Source organism: Psychrobacter sp. 219-2-C (assembly GCF_049560815.1).
GTDB lineage: Bacteria > Pseudomonadota > Gammaproteobacteria > Pseudomonadales > Moraxellaceae > Psychrobacter > Psychrobacter faecalis.
On the sequence record NZ_CP186933.1, the window covers coordinates 1,448,824 to 1,465,095 of the forward strand.

Genomic DNA, 16,272 nt, shown 5'->3' on the forward strand with positions numbered 1-16,272 from the left:
GGCAATCCATCAGAAATACGACAAAAATACAATGGATGTCATCAAAAGATAGACTATAAAATCACATGCAATATTAACATATTTGCCATCTGGCAATCTAAAAATGCGCTGACAGAAGCGTTTGTATTTAACAATCATTCGTATCAGTTTTATTAAACCAATACGTATGAAAAAACCGCGAGTCAGCAACCAACCCGCAGTTTAGATAAAAAACTAAATCATTAAGCTAAAATGGTTTCAACTCCGCCCATGAACGGACGCAATACTTCAGGAATGGTGATACTACCATCAGCATTTTGATGATTTTCCATCACTGCCAATAACGTACGTCCGACTGCCAAACCCGAACCATTTAGCGTATGCGCTAGGCTGGTTTGCTTGCCATCTTTAACGCGCGTGCCCATACGGCGAGCTTGGAAGTCGCCACAGTTTGAGCAGCTTGAGATTTCACGATAAGTATCTTGGCTTGGCAACCACACTTCGATGTCATAAGTTTTTTGAGCGGCAAAGCCCATATCGCCAGTACATAGTTTGACCACACGGTACGGCAGATTCAACTGCTGCAAAATGTACTCAGCTTGTGCCGTCATCGCCTCAAGTAAGTCATCTGATTGCTCAGCGGTAGCGATATTGACCATCTCAACTTTTTCAAACTGATGCTGACGGATTAGACCACGGGTATCGCGACCATGCGAGCCCGCTTCACTACGGAAACATGGCGTATGGGCGGTAAATTTTAACGGCAGCTCTTTGATATCCAAACGCTCACCGCGTACCAAGTTGGTCATGGGCACTTCGGCCGTTGGAATCAGATAAAAATCTGTACCTTCGTTATTGGTATGATTGGTCAATTTAAACAAATCATCTTCAAACTTCGGCAATTGACCCGTACCTTTTAAACTCTCAGAATTGACGATATAAGGCACATAGGTTTCAGTGTAGCCGTACTTGATGGTATGGGTATTGAGCATAAACTGAATCAAAGCGCGATGCATTTGCGCAAGCTGACCTTTTAAGACGTTAAAACGGCTACCTGTTAATTTTGCAGCGGCTTCGAAATCAAGCATACCTAGCGTCTCACCGATATGAGTATGGTCTTGAATCTCAAAATCAAACGCGCGCGGCGTTCCCCATTTGCGCACTTCGACGTTATCATCTTCTGATGTCCCGACTGGCACATCGGCGGCTGGGATATTTGGGATTTGCATGGCCGCTTGGCTAATACGCTCTTGCAAGGTACGCAGCTCATCTTCAGCTGTCTTAATCTCACCGCTGACACTTTGCATCTCAGCCAACAGTTCGCTGGCATCTGCGCCCGATTTTTTTAGCGCACCCACTTGCTTAGCACCGGCATTACGACGCGATTGCAGCTCTTCGGTTTTGACTTGCAAAGACTTACGTTCGTTCTCGATACTTTGCCAAAACGCCATATCAAGCGCATAACCACGCGTGGCCAGCTGCTGTTGTAAATCCGTTAAATCACCGCGTAAGAGTTTTGGGTCAATCATAATAGTTGCCTGTAGCGCCAAAAGTGAGTAAGAAATAAAAAGGGAAAATAGTAGCCAAGTATAGTGCTTAGATATCACTAGCCATAAATGAGATAAAACAAAAAATAGCGCGCAAAGCCTTATAAAACCACTATAAAGCTTTGCCATAAGGCCACGTCAATCTGAATAATAAATAATAGTCACTATCATACCAATACCGAGCAGATTTGACCATGTTTTGGCTATATTTTGCCACAATCTAGCACTTTCTTTGCACAAGCTTTATGGGTTAAATAACAAATAATAAAAGTCACATCATGCTCTTATACATCAAGTTCTCTCATTGACCTTAGTATAAATAAGGATGCTATCTGAAAAATAACCGAGCTATTGGTCGACAGACCCGCTTATATGTTTCATTTAAGAGCAGTTTTCGGTAAGATAAGCGCATATCTTTATTCTACTTTCCGCCAAGCATCGCTAAGTATGGCATCGCAGCCTCGCTTTGGCGCTTTTCATCCCACGCTTTTAAAATACGTATCTGAGAAACCTTTATGGCCCTGTACCCCTACACGCTTCAACCTGTCGCCTTAAACCTAACCGAGGCCGAATTTCATCAAGCCCAATATGAGCTATTTGCCAGTGCCAGCCCGTCGTTTGGTCTGTCGAGTATTAAGATGAAAGAGTGGATTATTATGGCAGTCGTCGTCATATTAGCCATCGCGGGCTTGGTTTTTTTAACTGGTTATTCGACCATTATCTTTTGGCTTATGCTAGCGGCGGTGGTCATTTATCTATTGGTACGTACCCTTGGCTTTAAATGGTATGTCAAAAAAGAGTTTGAAAAACAAGTTGCTGACCAAGAAATGCCTGATGAGATGCGTCAGATGAAATTGGGCGTGCAAAAGCATGGTTTAGTCATGGCAATGCCAGTCAATCAGCCTGATATGTTTAATAGCAATCAGATGCGCGGTATGCAGATGCGTGCTGGTAGCACTCAGCAAGCGGTTATTCCTTGGAGCGCCGTCAAAAGCTGGGATGAAACCGATGACTACATCTTCATGATGTTTGAGCTAAAAGGTCAACAGGGCAGCCAAATCATTCCTAAGCGTTTACAAGCGCAAAAATTCCCAATCGATACCGTACGTCAGCACCTACAAGAAGTCATTGCCGTTAAAGGCTTAAACCCTGAAAACTTACAGCCACCTGCAAAACTATAAAAGTGACTTTTAAATTAAGAAGTGGCTTTTAGAGTGCTGTGGTTAGTCGTTTTTTATAATTCAGCATTAAACTTGTATAGGTGTTGGCTTTATAAAATAGTATGAATAGCGTGGATATTGTGACTTTATAATTCTATCAAATCAATCACAGACTTAGATTAATTGAATTTAACTTATCATAGTATCTTTGCTATTATAATAAGCATAAACAGACAAGGTATAGATACCTAAAAACCTGTAGAAGATATATAACGAGCATAGCAATGCAGGATATGACTTGCTACACTCTTAGACTTCTACATTTGCCTTAGATGATTAAGTCTAAGTTTATAAAAATAACCAGTCTCTTAAATCAACACTCAAACTATAAGGATAATATTATGAGTAATACTAATAATGCAACCAATCAAATCGGTCTAGAAAAAGCAGATATGAGCGAAGTGATTGATAAGTTAAACGACTTATTATCAAGCTATCATATGTTTTATATCAACGTACGTGGTTATCACTGGAACGTAAAAGGTGAGCATTTCTTCACCTTGCACCCACAGTTCGAAGAGCTATATACCAATTTGCAAGTAGAAATTGATGAAATCGCTGAGCGTATCTTAACCTTGGGTGGCACGCCACTGCATGCTTATAGCGACTTTAGTCAACATACCAACATTCAAGAAGATAAAAACGTTAAAGACGGTAATGCTTGTGTGCAAGGTGTGGTGACTGGCCTACAAGCGCTGATTGAAGAGCAACGCGAAGTGTCAGCATTGGCAGAACGAGCTGAAGACCAAGGTACAGCCGATTTAGTTGATGAGTATGTACAACAACAAGAAAAGCTGGTTTGGATGTATAACGCTTTTTTGGCTAAATAACGGCTAAACAGATAAATACATAAAACCATTTATCACTCAATTCGTTTATTAACTGAATAGATAGTAAGTAAGGAAAAAGCACCTAATTTAGGTGCTTTTTTTGTGTTCGCTTTGCTAAAAATCGATAAACGTTAAGCTCTTTCAATAGCTGAACCTATTCTACTTCTCAATCCACTGGCGTATTTTTTCACGCTCTGCTGGCGTTGCTTGTAACCAAAGTTGCATAAACTGATCTAAAGTACTGGTAGAGGCAGCAGCGCTTGTCGTTTGCTGAACTGTGGTCACAGCACCTGTATTGACAGTGCTGGCAGTAGGTTGACCTAACGCAGCAATGGCACGTTGGTTTTGTAGCTCAGCATCATTTGCGCCGCCAAATACACCACCCAATGTTTTACCCAAACCTGATAGCAAACCACCTTGGCTGCCTTCCAAAGCTTGCTGACTGGCAACTACTGTATTATTCTGTTGCACCGCTAGGGTTGGACGCTTGGCATACTCTCTTGCTGCTTCATATTTTTCTGGCTGATTTGGCATAACCAGACGATAGGTCTGATTATCTTTTAATTCAGCCGTCACACTCACATTACCCGAGCGCAAATAATCGTGCTCATCACGGCGCAAGTTATATAAGCGATCATATTTAGCGGTAATCGCATGCTGACCAGGCTCTAAGGTAAACGACTTCGTCAGCGGCTGAAACGGGCTTTGCTGGATTTCTTGCCCATTGATAGCGGTCACTTTGATATGGTCATCAACAAGCAGAGTCACTGCCGCGTGCGATAACATAGATACTGAACCAGCAGCAATCAATAAGGAGCCAACAGTCAGTTTTTTTAGCAAAGAAGCGTTTGGTTTCATAAGTTATTCCAAGGATAGTAAAGTAGCGGTATAAAGGGCGTGTCTATGAACATTAAAAACTAATTATTAAAAGCTAAAGGTCAAAAAACGAAAGGTTAAAAGTCGAGCGGCATGGTATGTTGATCTTGATTAGCGACCTCATTGTCACCTTGCGTTTCTTGGGCGATATCAGCAAGCTCGGCGGCGAGCGTCTGCTCATCAATCGTGCGCAGCGCATCGCTAATGACCGCTTTGGATATATTACTACGACCAAGGTTAGAAAACATCGGCTGAATGTAATTTAGGACGTCCATCATAGCGCCGATACGATGCGGCCCTTCGGTGAGTAAATGATTGATAATACGCTCATCAAACTGCCAACCGCGGCGGCGTAAGATAGATTGTAGCAAAGCTTGACGGTCTGCCAAATCATGACCAGTTGGCACTTTAAAGCTTGGTGACTGCGCCAAACGGGTGAGGAGATCTGTTAACTGAAACGGTAATTCGGTCGCAGGTTTGTTGGAGGCAAAAATCAGCTGCCGTTGTCCTTCTCGGCTACGATTAATTAGGTGAAATAAGGCTTCTTGCCATTGGCTGCTTTGCTCAAGCACTTCTAAATCATCAATCGCAATCAAGGAAAAATTTTCTAAAGAAGATAGAACATTGACATCGGTATGAATCAGCTCATTTAATGACAGACAAATCGCGGATTTGTCCATCTCGATAAACGACTCACAGATGGCGGATAATAAGTGCGACTTGCCCGTCTCTGGGCTGCCAAATAGGTACAGCTGACCTATCAGGCCGACATGTAGCTGCCGCACTGCATCGATAATAGACATCCAACCTGGACCGGCAAAGTCGCTGAGACTCGCATCATGCTTAATGTCCAGATTGAGACTTAGCTGTGCTTCTGCCATGAATCATCAACTCGGTTTGCGTAGCGCAATCACTAAAAAGGCTAAACGACTAATATTCTGTAAACTGGCTTTGCTAACTTTCACATTTAGCAAAGCCAACCTAATAACGGTAAATACCGTTAATACTGCGCCTATATATAACATATTTGCAAAATGACTGACAAGTCTTTTACCCATTAAGCCCAATCTATCATTATTCATAGAATGTCTGGGCGATTTATTTTTCTTCAAATAACGCCAATTGTTTACGGCCTTTATAAAAGTCAGTCGATTGATAATAGGCGTATAAATGACGGAATAAGACATTAAGCACAGCGGACACCGGTAGCGCAATCAGCATACCGACGAAACCTAATAAGCTTGCCCCTGCCAATACGGCAAAAATAACCCATAACGGCGATAAACCGATTTTGTCGCCCAACAATAACGGTTGTAAAATATAACCCTCTGCCGCTTGTCCGACCAAAAACGCGCCAACCACTAAGGCTAGATAAGTCCAGTCTAAACCAAATTGGAATAAAGAGGCGATAATCGCGGCGATAAAGCCGATACCAAAGCCTAAATACGGTACGAAGCTTGCGATACCAGCCACCATACCAATAATCAAACCAAGCTCAAGCCCAATAAGCTGGAGCTGTACAGCATAAATGACGCCTAATAATACCATGACCAATAATTGACCTTTAATAAATGCCATTAAGGCTTGATCGCATTCTTTAGCAATGGCAACCACCTTTTTGCAATAAGGCGCCGGAATTGCCATTTTCCAAGTATGCAGACGCTGATCCCAATTAAATAGGAAATAAAAGGTTAAAATCGGCACCAGTACAATCAAGCCAGCATTATTAATAAAATTCATACTAGAGACCAAAATTTGGCTCATCATGCTGCTGGCATCAGCGAATTTATAATTGGTCTGCATATAATCAACCAAAGTATCAGAAAAGCCTTTGGCTTCGAGTTCTGGCAGACGAATACGGCTGTTATTGATAAACCACTCACGTACAACTTGGTTATACCAATTTAATACTTTGGGTAGATATTCCCACGCCGCTTGCAGTTGATGCCATAAAGTCGGTATTAACCACCAAAGCAGCAGCACCATACCAAGCGTAATCGTCGAATAAACGATGATAATGGCTATCCAACGCTTGATATATTTTGATAAACGCTTAACCAGCGGATTAAACAAATACGCCAACACAAAAGCCACGACAAACGGCACGATGACCGGCATCATCAAATACAATAAAAATACCGCTATAACAATCGCAACGACGATAAATAAGCGCCGAAAAAAGGGATCTATTGGTTGGTTTATCATTAAGGGTAACCCTACGATTAAGTCAATGTAAAATACTGGCATCTGATGATTTGTTCACTGAAATATGTCTTCAGCGGCTTTATATTTGTCATGGTCATTAGCAGCGTCATTGTCGTAGGTTTTGCCAACGACTTTGGCGTTCTATTATCGCAGAGTCGAACAAAAAATCAGTCATTTTTTGTTTCTTAATTTTTTATTGCACCTAAGACAGCTTTATTAGCTCTCTTCTGCAAATATCCGCCAAATATTGGCAAGTTGCTTTGCGGCTAAGGGTCATTTTTGGGTATAATGCGCGCACTATCTGCAAAATTAACACGACCGATCCGCTTTTCTACTGACAGACCTTCATTCCTTATAAATTTGTGAGATGACCATGAGTAACAAGCCTTCTTTAAGCTACAAAGATGCTGGCGTTGATATTGATGCCGGCGATGCGTTGGTGCAACGTATTAAATCAGTGGCAAAAGCCACCTCTCGTCCTGAGGTTGTGGGCGGACTTGGCGGTTTTGGGGCGCTTTGTCGTATTCCGACTGGTTATACCTCACCGTTGTTGGTTTCGGGTACGGACGGTGTCGGTACCAAGCTCAAATTGGCCTTGCAATTAAACCGTCATGACACCATCGGTATCGACTTGGTGGCTATGTGCGTCAATGATTTATTGGTTTGCGGTGCTGAGCCATTGTTTTTCTTAGACTATTATGCAACTGGCAAGCTTGATGTCGATGTCGCGGCAACTGTTGTCACGGGCATTGGCGAAGGCTGTAAATTATCAAATTGTGCGCTTATCGGCGGCGAAACCGCTGAGATGCCGGGCATGTATCAAGATGATGATTATGACCTAGCCGGTTTCTGTGTGGGCGTAGTCGAAGAAGCGGAAGTTATCACCGGTGAAAACGTCAGCGAAGGCGATGTATTAATCGCCCTTGCTTCAAGCGGCGCGCATTCTAATGGCTACTCATTGGTACGTAAAGTCATCGAAGTCAGCGGCGTCGATGTCACGACAAGCGATGAGCAATTAGATGGCCAGCCTATTCAAGATGCGCTGATGGCACCTACCCGCATTTATGTTAAAGCCATTAAAGCGTTACAAGATACCCTTGGTAGCTCAGCCTTACATGCGATGTCACATATCACCGGCGGCGGCTTAACCGATAACCTGCCGCGTGTACTACCAGATAATTTAGCTGCTAGTATTGATACGAGCAGCTGGCAGTTCTCAGAGCTATTTACGTGGCTACAAACCCAAGGCAATATCGAGCAAAGTGAGATGTACCGCACCTTTAACTGCGGCGTCGGTTTTGTCATCGTTGTACCTAAAGACAAAGCAGAAGCTGCTATCAAAACCTTAAATGATGCAGGCGAAAACGCTTGGAAATTGGGTGAAATGGTGAGCCGTGAAGCGGACGCCGTGGTGTACCGTTAATGCCAGACGACAATTTAAAAAGCATGGCAAAGCAACCAGCTAAGCCGTTACGCGTCGCTGTTTTGGTATCGGGTAGCGGTAGCAACCTACAAGTATTAATCAATGCCATGCAAGCTGGCGCGCTACCGATTGAAATTGTTGGCGTTATCAGTAATCGCGAAGATGCTTATGCCATTACACGCGCCAATGACGCTGCTATTCCAGTCGCCGTCTTATCTCACGTTACTAGCGGCAAACGCATGGGGATCAAAACCTTTGAAACCCATGCTAATGCTCAATTAACCACTTGGCAGCCTGATGTGACTGTGCTTGCAGGATTTATGCGCGTGTTAAGCGCCTCATTTATCGATAATGCGCCTGCGCCCATGATTAACCTGCACCCTGCTCTATTGCCTGCTTATAAGGGCTTAGATACCCATCAGCGTGCGATACAAGCGGGCGAACGCCATCATGGCTGTAGTATTCATGTGGTCACCGCCGAGCTTGATGCCGGTGCTGTGTTGACCCAAGCGCTGCTTGAAGTCAATTACAAAGACACTGCGGATAGCCTGCAAGCACGCGTACAAAAAGCGGAGCATCAACTCTTACCGTGGACCCTATTGCTGATTGCTAAGGGTATTATTGACTTAGGTAATCCGCATGAGGATACTAATTCATCTTATCTACCGGCTTTACCGCTAAAGCTATGGTTAGATGTTTAAGCTTTTCTAATAAACTAAAAAGCAGAATCCATAACGGGTTCTGCTTTTTTATGCTTAAGTCAAAGATAATATATAGTGAGTGAAAAGTAATATCGATACATCACGCACTGCTGATATCAATTTTTCTTGCTTGCTGTGCGTGCGTAGACAAAGGCTACAAAAAATTGATATCAGCCATACCGTCGCGTTTTTAAGATATTTTGACTGTATAGCAAAAAAATACCTCGTTACTGAATAACGAGGCATTTCAAATGATAAATCTAAAGCAGTTCAATCATTAAGCAGGCTTTTTATCAACCACATGTACTGCTTTAATATTGACAAACTCTTTAATACCAAAGCCACCATGTTCACGGCCATAGCCTGAATCCTTCACGCCGCCGAATGGTAAACCAGGATTGACCAAGTTATAGCCATTGATATAAACCATCCCCGTATCGAAATGCTGCTGCGCTAAATTAATTGCTTTTTCTTCATCTTTTGAGAATATAGCACCGCCGAGTCCATAGCGACTATCATTGGCAATACGGAAGGCATCGTTTTGGTCTTTCGCACGGATAAGTGCGGCAACGGGACCAAATAACTCATCTTTATAAGCTGGTTGATCAGGTTTGATGTTTTCCAAAATCGTTGGTGGGTAAAATGCGCCTGGCTTATCAGGTACTTCACCGCCGATCGTAATGGTCGCACCTTTATCTACGCTTTCTTGTACTTGCTTGTGCAAGGTATCGCGCTGTTTGCTACTCGACATCGGACCTACGTCCGTCGACTTTTCCATTGGATCGCCAACTTTATAGCTGTTGAATTTTTCGATCACTAAATCTCGGAATTTATCATACACGCTATCGACGACGACAAAACGTTTGGCGGCAATACAGGTTTCGCCATTATTGTATAAACGTGCATGGGCACAGGTCGCTGCTGCTAGATCTAAGTCGGCATCCTCTAGCACAATAAAGGCATCATTCGAGCCAAGTTCCATAACCGTCTTTTTCAGTACTTTGGCGGCTTGCTGCGCCACTACTCGGCCAGCGACATCACTACCCGTTAAGGTAACACCGCGTACTTTTTCGTGCTCGATCACTTTTTCAGATTGATCATGATTGATAATCAAGGCACGGAATAAGCCTTCTGGTAAGTCAGATTCTTGCATGATTTTTTCAATCAATTGACCTGAGCCAGTCACATTGGAGGCATGCTTAAGCAGGATACTGTTACCAGCCATTAAATTAGCAATAGTATAGCGAAATACTTGGTAAGCCGGGAAGTTCCATGGCTGGATACCATAAATAATACCAATAGGGTCATAGCTAATTAAGCCTTTTTTAATCCCTTCAATATCGCGTTCATCGTCAGCTAGAGCAGCAACGCCTTCACCTGCAGTAAAATCACAAATCGCTTTACATAAATCTACTTCAGCTAAGCTTGCCTCTAAGGTCTTACCACGCTCTTCAGTCATTAGCTTCGCAAGCTCGTCCTTATACTTCATTAGCGTCTCGCCAATCGAGTTAATGACTTTGGCGCGCTCATCGGCACCAACCAAACGCCATTTTGAAAACGCTTCGTGCGAGGCATCGATGATTTTTTTCACTTCATCATCGCTCATATAAGTGTAATTTTTAATGTCTTTACCTGTTGCTGGATTCACAGTGGTAATATCTGCCATGATAATTGTCCTTATTTATTTGCTTATTATGTAATGGATACTTGATAAACGAGCCATGATGACTAAGAAATACTCTATCGTTAAGTGTGTCAATATTATCGAATTACTTAACAATGCTCGCTTTAGTTGTCTTTTTTCTTAATGTCTTTCTAGCATAGCAAAATGCATTGGTTATAGTTTTACAAGTTATGAAGAAGTGTGCTTAAGATGTTAATAATGTGACACCCTTATAAAGACTGGCTTTATTTAAAAAAACTAAATTTAGAGAATCTTTTGAGTTAAGGAGCTTTTAAATTAAAAAAGGTTGATCTAAAAAATAGAGGCAATAAAAAAACCAGCCCATGATACATGCGCTGGTTCTTTAAAAGTTGTGCTAAAACAAATGGTTAATGACTGGAATTTCTGGTGGCGGATTCTCTTCTTCGGCGACTACTTGCCGTGCTACATGCATAATCAGCTGACGTAACCATCGATGCGCTGGGTGATGCTGTAACAATGGTGACCACGCCATCGTCAGCTCAAACTCAGGGATAAAGAATGGTGGCTCTTCCATAATGATACTGTCATTATTGGCCTGCATTCTCGCCACCCGCGTCGGCAAGGTCGCAATCAAGTCTTTATTGGCGGTAAGCATCGCTGGCATTTGATAGTGACGGGTAAAGACGCTGATTTGGCGTTTTTGACCTAGGCGTTGCAATGCCTGATCGATAGAACCGAGCCCACCTGATTTTTCTGGATTGACCCCAAAGCCAACGCCCATACCTGTTTTGGACACCCAAACATGCTGCGCTTTGAGATAATTTTTTAAATTAAAACGATTGGCATATGGCCCTTCAGCGGATAACAAACAGCTAAATGTATCGCGCCAAACCAATACTTGGTGGAAACTTTGCGGAATCTCATTAAAACGGTTAATCGCTAAATCTACGCGACCTTGCTCCATATCACGGTAGGAAACATCAGAGGGCGTCAAGAAGTCCAAAATCACATTGGGCGCTTCAGAGCGTAGTGCTTTGACCAGTTTTGGCACCAAAGTCGCCTCAGCATAATCTGAGGTCATGATACGAAAAACGCGCGAGGTACTATAAGGGCGAAACTCGGTACGCGGCTCAAGCACTTGCGTCAAATCTGCTAATATCTCACGAATACGTGGCTGCAGCTCAAGCGCGCGCTCGGTCGGCGTCATACCTTCCGATGAGCGCACCAATAACGGGTCATTAAACAACTTACGTAGGCGCCGCAAAATATTACTCATCGCCGGCTGGGTAATGCCGAGCTGCTCAGCTGCACGTGTGACGTTTTTTTCACGTAGTAGTACATCTAAATGTACCAACAAATTCAAATCAACCCGCTGCAAATTCATATCTATTTCTCTTTACCGTAGAATAAATGCCACCATAAGCTTAAAAAAGCGCGGCATCTTCCGTTCTATTATTTTGCAAAATTGTTTTTCGACTGCTTAAATCAAGCGTTTTTCTATCTAAATAATTTTAATATACGCTTATTATACCCCAGTTTACCCTGCTCAAGCCATTGTTATATCTATACTATAACCAAATGAAATACCCAAGATAATAATCATAAACTAGATAAATCAGGGTAACCTAGCTATAGTGCTTAGCAAGCGCTGATAAGTCATTTTCAAATCTTATGCCATCAGCACGGCTTTTAACGAATCAATGATGCCTGCTATTTTATCGCATTTTTATACTAAAAGATGGTCAGAAAGCTTATTGCGTAAGCTTTATTATGCAAGCCGTTTTTTATAAATTTGGCGTTTTGCTCGCGGCAGTTTTTAGGCTTGAATTGATGCTATATACGCTTTAGGCTAATAAGTGGTTTAACTGGCAAGCACATCTTAACTAAAACAGCGTCAATTAAATCTAAAAAATAAAAGCTGACCAATAAGACAGGTTTTATTTGCTTTTATAATCATTTTCTTATAGTTTAGTAAAGATTGCTCAGGTAAAAGGTTTATATCCCGAACTTTACTTTTGCCAATGTATTTCTTTTCAAGAAACATTATTTTACCAGCAACACTTATCTGCATATTTTACTTAAGTAATTTACATCCCCTTTAATCCCCACCCCACCAAGGAGACTATAGATGTCAACTGCATATAAATCAGCGATTGATCTAGTACGTGAACTAAAGCAAAAGCACGGTAACTGGCAGAATATCAGCGAGACTGATGCCGCACGTATGATGATGCAAAACCGTTTCAAAACTGGTTTAGATATCGCCAAGTATACTGCAAAAATCATGCGTCAAGACATGGAAGATTATGACAATGATACGTCTCAGTACACGCAATCTCTAGGTGCATGGCACGGTTTTGTTGCTCAGCAAACTATGTACGCTAAGAAAAAATACTTTGGCACTACCGCTAAAACGTACATCTACCTATCAGGTTGGATGGTTGCTGCTCTGCGTTCTGAGTTTGGTCCTCTACCTGACCAATCTATGCACGAAAAAACGTCTGTGCCTAAACTAATCGAAGAAATCTACACCTTCTTACGTCAAGCTGATGCTAAAGTGTTAAACGACTACTTCCGTGAGCTAAACGCTGCAGAAGAAGCGGGTCAAGATACTTCAGCTATCCTAGAAAAAATCGAAAACTTCGATTCACACGTTGTGCCAATCATTGCTGATATCGATGCCGGTTTCGGTAACGAAGAAGCGACTTACTTGCTAACTAAGCAAATGATTGAAGCCGGTGCTTGTGCTATCCAAGTTGAAAACCAAGTGTCTGACGCAAAACAGTGTGGTCACCAAGCGGGTAAAGTAACCGTACCGCATGAAGACTACATCGCAAAAATCAATGCGATTCGTTATGCATTCCTAGAATTGGGCGTTGAAGACGGTATTATCGTTGCTCGTACTGATAGTGAGGGCGCATCACTCACGCAAAAAATCCCAGTATCAAATGAACCAGGCGACCTTGCTTCTCAATATATCGACTTCCTAGAAATGGAAGAAGTGACCATCGAAGAAGCTAATGAAAATGACAGCCTTCTTAAGCACAACGGCAAATTGGTTCGTCCTAAGCGTCTAGCTAACGGTCTATATCAGTTCCGCGAAGAAACCAACATCGACCGCGTCGTACTTGACTGTGTCACTGCTCTAGAAAACGGTGCTGATCTACTATGGATCGAAACACCTACTCCAGACGTAGAACACATCAAAATGATGGTTGACCGTATTAAAGAAGAGCAGCCAAAAGCGAAGCTTGTATACAACAACAGCCCATCGTTCAACTGGACGCTAAACTTCCGTAAGCAAGTTATCGCTCAGTGGGAAGAAGAAGGCAAAGACGTATCAAGCTACAACAAAGACAACTTGATGAGTGCTGATTACGACGGTACTGAGCTTGATGAAGCTGCTGACATCGCTGCGAAGAACTTCCAACGTGACGCATCACGCGAAGCGGGTGTCTTCCATCACCTAATCACGCTACCGACTTACCACACCACTGCACTTAGCGTTCATGAACTTGCTAAAGGCTACTTCGGTGAAGAAGGTATGCTTGCTTATGCAGCTGGCGTCCAACGTAAAGAAATCCGTGAAGGCATCGCTTGTGTTAAACACCAAGCAATGGCGGGTTCTGACCTTGGCGATGATCACAAAGAAATCTTCTCTGGTGAAAACGCCCTTAAAGCTGGTGGTGGCAAAAACACCATGAACCAGTTCTAATAATCGCTCACTTATAGTTATATTTTATAAGTAGCCGTTATAAAAAGCCGTCCTACCTAGTAGGGCGGTTTTTTTTGGCTTTAAATAACTTCCCTGTCTTAAAAGGACAGCGTTATTAAATAGCCATTTTTAGCACATTTAGATGTCTATCGATTGAACTGGGTACACGCCCTAGTATCCGCTAATTACCCAAAGTAAAACTTTTACTTGTCATTGTTCGATAGCTTTCATACGATGGTAATTATTTAACAGGTATTACTAACCATTCATAACTATAATCGGGAGCCATCATGCAAGAGATAGAGCTGAAGTTTCTAGTACCAGAATCACGCTTAAAAGGTTTGATGCGCCAAGCGAATATTAAATCCTCACAGCTCACGCAGCTGGCCGCGCATTATTATGACACTCCCGATCAGCAGCTCGCTAAGGCGGGTATTGGCTTACGTATTCGTCAGGAAGGCGATGCGTGGGTGCAGACCATCAAAGCGGGTGGCGACGGTATTGCAGCGCGTTTAGAGCACAATGCGGTACTAGATACCCAACAAGTCCAAGCCATGTTGGACACCAATACGCTCATGCCTGATTTGAGCATTTATCAAGACACTTCCATCGCCCCTGCTCTAGAACCATTTAAATTAACGAAACTGGCTAAAACGCTCACCCGCTTATATGTCACCGATGTCGAGCGTATAACGCGATTGCTCACAGATAATAGCGACAAGGACAGCAGCAATCAGATTGAAATGGCATACGACTGCGGAGCGATTATCCACGGTAGAGATGATACTCAGCGCGATAGTATTCAAGAAATCGAGTTTGAGCTGATATCAGGCGATGTAGATTTTTTATTTACGACTGCCAAAACCTGGTGTCAGCGCCATAAACTCTGCTTGTCTACAGTGACCAAAGCCGAGCGCGGAGGCTTATTAATTACGGGGCAACAACATAGCCGAGCGGTTAGCGCCAATCTTAGCGATCTAACTGTTGATAAAGACAGCAGCAGGCCGGCATTTATACGGGCAGTCGTACATAATTGCCTATTGCAAATACTACCCAATAGTAGCGCCATCGTCGCAGGCAGTACGGACAATGAGCATATTTTACAATTGTATAACGGCATTCAGCGCTTACGTACCGCGCTTAAGCTATTTAAAGGCTTCTCCGATGAGCTCAATCCTGACTGGGTGATTATTCTTAAACAAACAGCGACTTTACTGGCTGATTATCGCAAGCTTGCTTATCTTGCCAGTCATATCGAGCCCTACTTACAAGCGCATGAGGCACCAAGCGTTGATTGGTCGGCAGAAATTGAAGCGGCGAAAATCACTCCTATCGATGCGGTACGTGCCAATAATTTACAACTGACGTTGCTTGAGCTAATAGCCTTTACCATGAGTGACCCCAACCTTGAACCACAGGCGAATAAACGCGCCGCTCATAAGCTTAGAAAAACATTGGACAAACGTTATAAAAAATTGTTGAAAGCTGAGAGTAAGCTCCATGAAGCTAGGAATGCTAACGCGGATAGCAAAGATTTAACTGGTGTCAATTTGGAGAGCGTGAGTTCAGAAAGTATTAACTTAGAAGGCGTTAAATCAAAAGGCGTTAATTTAGAAAGTAGAGAGCCGCAAAGTCTGCAGACGAAGGATATAGATTTGCCAGCCAAGGACGAAAAACAAGCCCAGTATAAACTGTACCGACAGCTTGAAAAATTGCGCTACGTTAGTGAATTTGCAGCGCCCTTAATCAACAATGAAAATCTCAAAAATAAAAAGCTCAACAGTAAAAAGTCTAAGAAGAAAAGCAAGCGCTTCCTAAAACATCTCGTAAAAGTACAGCAAGCGCTTAGGCAACAACTTGATACCACTTATTATCAGCAGTGCTATCAACATAAAGCGAGCACAGACTCGAATGCCTTGTACGGCGCAGGCTGGTTGAATGCTTCTTTAATAGATACACAGAAAAAGTCTAAAAAACGTTTAGCTAAGCTTAAATCTGCGGATAAGTTTTGGTAATAATACTGAGACTAGTTTTTTAACATCATATGTTATTTATATTTGACTTTTACATAATTCAAAAAAAAGACAGCTACTATCAAGTACGCTGTTTTTTTTAAACGCGATATTTTGAA

General features: G+C 42.6%; 12 protein-coding genes. 6 read left to right on the top strand and 6 right to left on the bottom strand.

The genetic code is table 11. The features are described 5' to 3' along the window. Nucleotides 1-221: 221 nt before the first annotated feature. Nucleotides 222-1,508 carry a serine--tRNA ligase gene (serS, locus tag ACPEGP_RS05795; RefSeq protein WP_423814213.1) on the bottom strand — a complete coding sequence of 429 codons (1,287 nt, stop codon included), beginning with the start codon at nucleotides 1,506-1,508 and terminating at the stop codon, nucleotides 222-224. Nucleotides 1,509-2,041: 533 nt separating this feature from the next. On the opposite strand from serS, the gene ACPEGP_RS05800 reads away from it, so the two are divergent. Next, nucleotides 2,042-2,707 carry a YcxB family protein gene (locus ACPEGP_RS05800; protein WP_068407072.1) on the top strand — a complete coding sequence of 222 codons (666 nt, stop codon included), beginning with the start codon at nucleotides 2,042-2,044 and terminating at the stop codon, nucleotides 2,705-2,707. A 380-nt stretch (nucleotides 2,708-3,087) separates the two neighbouring features. Continuing rightward, nucleotides 3,088-3,576, top strand: coding sequence for a Dps family protein (locus ACPEGP_RS05805; RefSeq protein ID WP_102077250.1), 489 nt, complete (start codon nucleotides 3,088-3,090; stop codon nucleotides 3,574-3,576). A 159-nt stretch (nucleotides 3,577-3,735) separates the two neighbouring features. Here the strand turns inward: ACPEGP_RS05805 and ACPEGP_RS05810 are convergent, their stop codons facing one another. The 3 genes from ACPEGP_RS05810 to ACPEGP_RS05820 all read right to left on the bottom strand — a co-directional run bounded on the left by ACPEGP_RS05810 (nucleotide 3,736) and on the right by ACPEGP_RS05820 (nucleotide 6,657). After that, on the bottom strand, nucleotides 3,736-4,434 hold the full coding sequence (locus tag ACPEGP_RS05810) for a DUF2057 family protein (protein ID WP_068407077.1): 699 nt from the start codon (nucleotides 4,432-4,434) through the stop codon (nucleotides 3,736-3,738). A gap of 95 nt (nucleotides 4,435-4,529) precedes the next feature. Beyond that, entirely contained in the window at nucleotides 4,530-5,333 is an 804-nt protein-coding gene (hda, locus tag ACPEGP_RS05815) for a DnaA regulatory inactivator Hda (RefSeq protein WP_068407080.1), read from the bottom strand. 217 nt (nucleotides 5,334-5,550) lie between these two features. Further along, entirely contained in the window at nucleotides 5,551-6,657 is a 1,107-nt protein-coding gene (locus tag ACPEGP_RS05820; protein WP_286795812.1) for an AI-2E family transporter, read from the bottom strand. Nucleotides 6,658-7,030: 373 nt separating this feature from the next. Here ACPEGP_RS05820 and purM point away from each other — a divergent pair, with 373 nt between their 5' ends. Together purM and purN are read left to right on the top strand one after the other, a co-directional pair. Next, complete coding sequence (gene purM, locus ACPEGP_RS05825) at nucleotides 7,031-8,080, top strand: phosphoribosylformylglycinamidine cyclo-ligase (RefSeq protein ID WP_102077247.1); 1,050 nt, start codon at nucleotides 7,031-7,033, stop codon at nucleotides 8,078-8,080. After that, nucleotides 8,080-8,781 (top strand): phosphoribosylglycinamide formyltransferase, encoded by a 702-nt coding sequence (purN, locus tag ACPEGP_RS05830; protein ID WP_423814214.1) that lies wholly within the window; start codon nucleotides 8,080-8,082, stop codon nucleotides 8,779-8,781. Before purM ends, purN begins: the two co-directional genes overlap by 1 nt. A gap of 277 nt (nucleotides 8,782-9,058) precedes the next feature. Here the strand turns inward: purN and ACPEGP_RS05835 are convergent, their stop codons facing one another. Together ACPEGP_RS05835 and ACPEGP_RS05840 are read right to left on the bottom strand one after the other, a co-directional pair. Next, nucleotides 9,059-10,447 (bottom strand): NAD-dependent succinate-semialdehyde dehydrogenase, encoded by a 1,389-nt coding sequence (locus ACPEGP_RS05835; RefSeq protein WP_423814215.1) that lies wholly within the window; start codon nucleotides 10,445-10,447, stop codon nucleotides 9,059-9,061. 373 nt (nucleotides 10,448-10,820) lie between these two features. Then, entirely contained in the window at nucleotides 10,821-11,810 is a 990-nt protein-coding gene (locus ACPEGP_RS05840) for a LysR substrate-binding domain-containing protein (protein ID WP_423814216.1), read from the bottom strand. 744 nt (nucleotides 11,811-12,554) lie between these two features. On the opposite strand from ACPEGP_RS05840, the gene ACPEGP_RS05845 reads away from it, so the two are divergent. Together ACPEGP_RS05845 and ACPEGP_RS05850 are read left to right on the top strand one after the other, a co-directional pair. Then, nucleotides 12,555-14,141: an isocitrate lyase gene (locus ACPEGP_RS05845; protein WP_102077245.1), complete on the top strand. Its 1,587-nt coding sequence runs from the start codon at nucleotides 12,555-12,557 to the stop codon at nucleotides 14,139-14,141. Between the two features lie 290 nt (nucleotides 14,142-14,431). Further along, a complete protein-coding gene (locus tag ACPEGP_RS05850) occupies nucleotides 14,432-16,156 on the top strand; it encodes a CYTH and CHAD domain-containing protein (RefSeq protein ID WP_144297026.1) in 1,725 nt (574 codons plus the stop codon). Nucleotides 16,157-16,272 lie beyond the last annotated feature (116 nt).

Excerpts from the sequence above, each read along its gene's own strand:
- serS (WP_423814213.1), bottom strand. The coding sequence starts at position 1,508 with ATGATTGACCCAAAACTCTTACGCGGTGATTTAACGGATTTACAACAG.
- ACPEGP_RS05800 (WP_068407072.1), top strand. The coding sequence starts at position 2,042 with ATGGCCCTGTACCCCTACACGCTTCAACCTGTCGCCTTAAACCTAACC.
- ACPEGP_RS05805 (WP_102077250.1), top strand. The coding sequence starts at position 3,088 with ATGAGTAATACTAATAATGCAACCAATCAAATCGGTCTAGAAAAAGCA.
- ACPEGP_RS05810 (WP_068407077.1), bottom strand. The coding sequence starts at position 4,434 with ATGAAACCAAACGCTTCTTTGCTAAAAAAACTGACTGTTGGCTCCTTA.
- hda (WP_068407080.1), bottom strand. The coding sequence starts at position 5,333 with ATGGCAGAAGCACAGCTAAGTCTCAATCTGGACATTAAGCATGATGCG.
- ACPEGP_RS05820 (WP_286795812.1), bottom strand. The coding sequence starts at position 6,657 with ATGATAAACCAACCAATAGATCCCTTTTTTCGGCGCTTATTTATCGTC.
- purM (WP_102077247.1), top strand. The coding sequence starts at position 7,031 with ATGAGTAACAAGCCTTCTTTAAGCTACAAAGATGCTGGCGTTGATATT.
- purN (WP_423814214.1), top strand. The coding sequence starts at position 8,080 with ATGCCAGACGACAATTTAAAAAGCATGGCAAAGCAACCAGCTAAGCCG.
- ACPEGP_RS05835 (WP_423814215.1), bottom strand. The coding sequence starts at position 10,447 with ATGGCAGATATTACCACTGTGAATCCAGCAACAGGTAAAGACATTAAA.
- ACPEGP_RS05840 (WP_423814216.1), bottom strand. The coding sequence starts at position 11,810 with ATGAATTTGCAGCGGGTTGATTTGAATTTGTTGGTACATTTAGATGTA.
- ACPEGP_RS05845 (WP_102077245.1), top strand. The coding sequence starts at position 12,555 with ATGTCAACTGCATATAAATCAGCGATTGATCTAGTACGTGAACTAAAG.
- ACPEGP_RS05850 (WP_144297026.1), top strand. The coding sequence starts at position 14,432 with ATGCAAGAGATAGAGCTGAAGTTTCTAGTACCAGAATCACGCTTAAAA.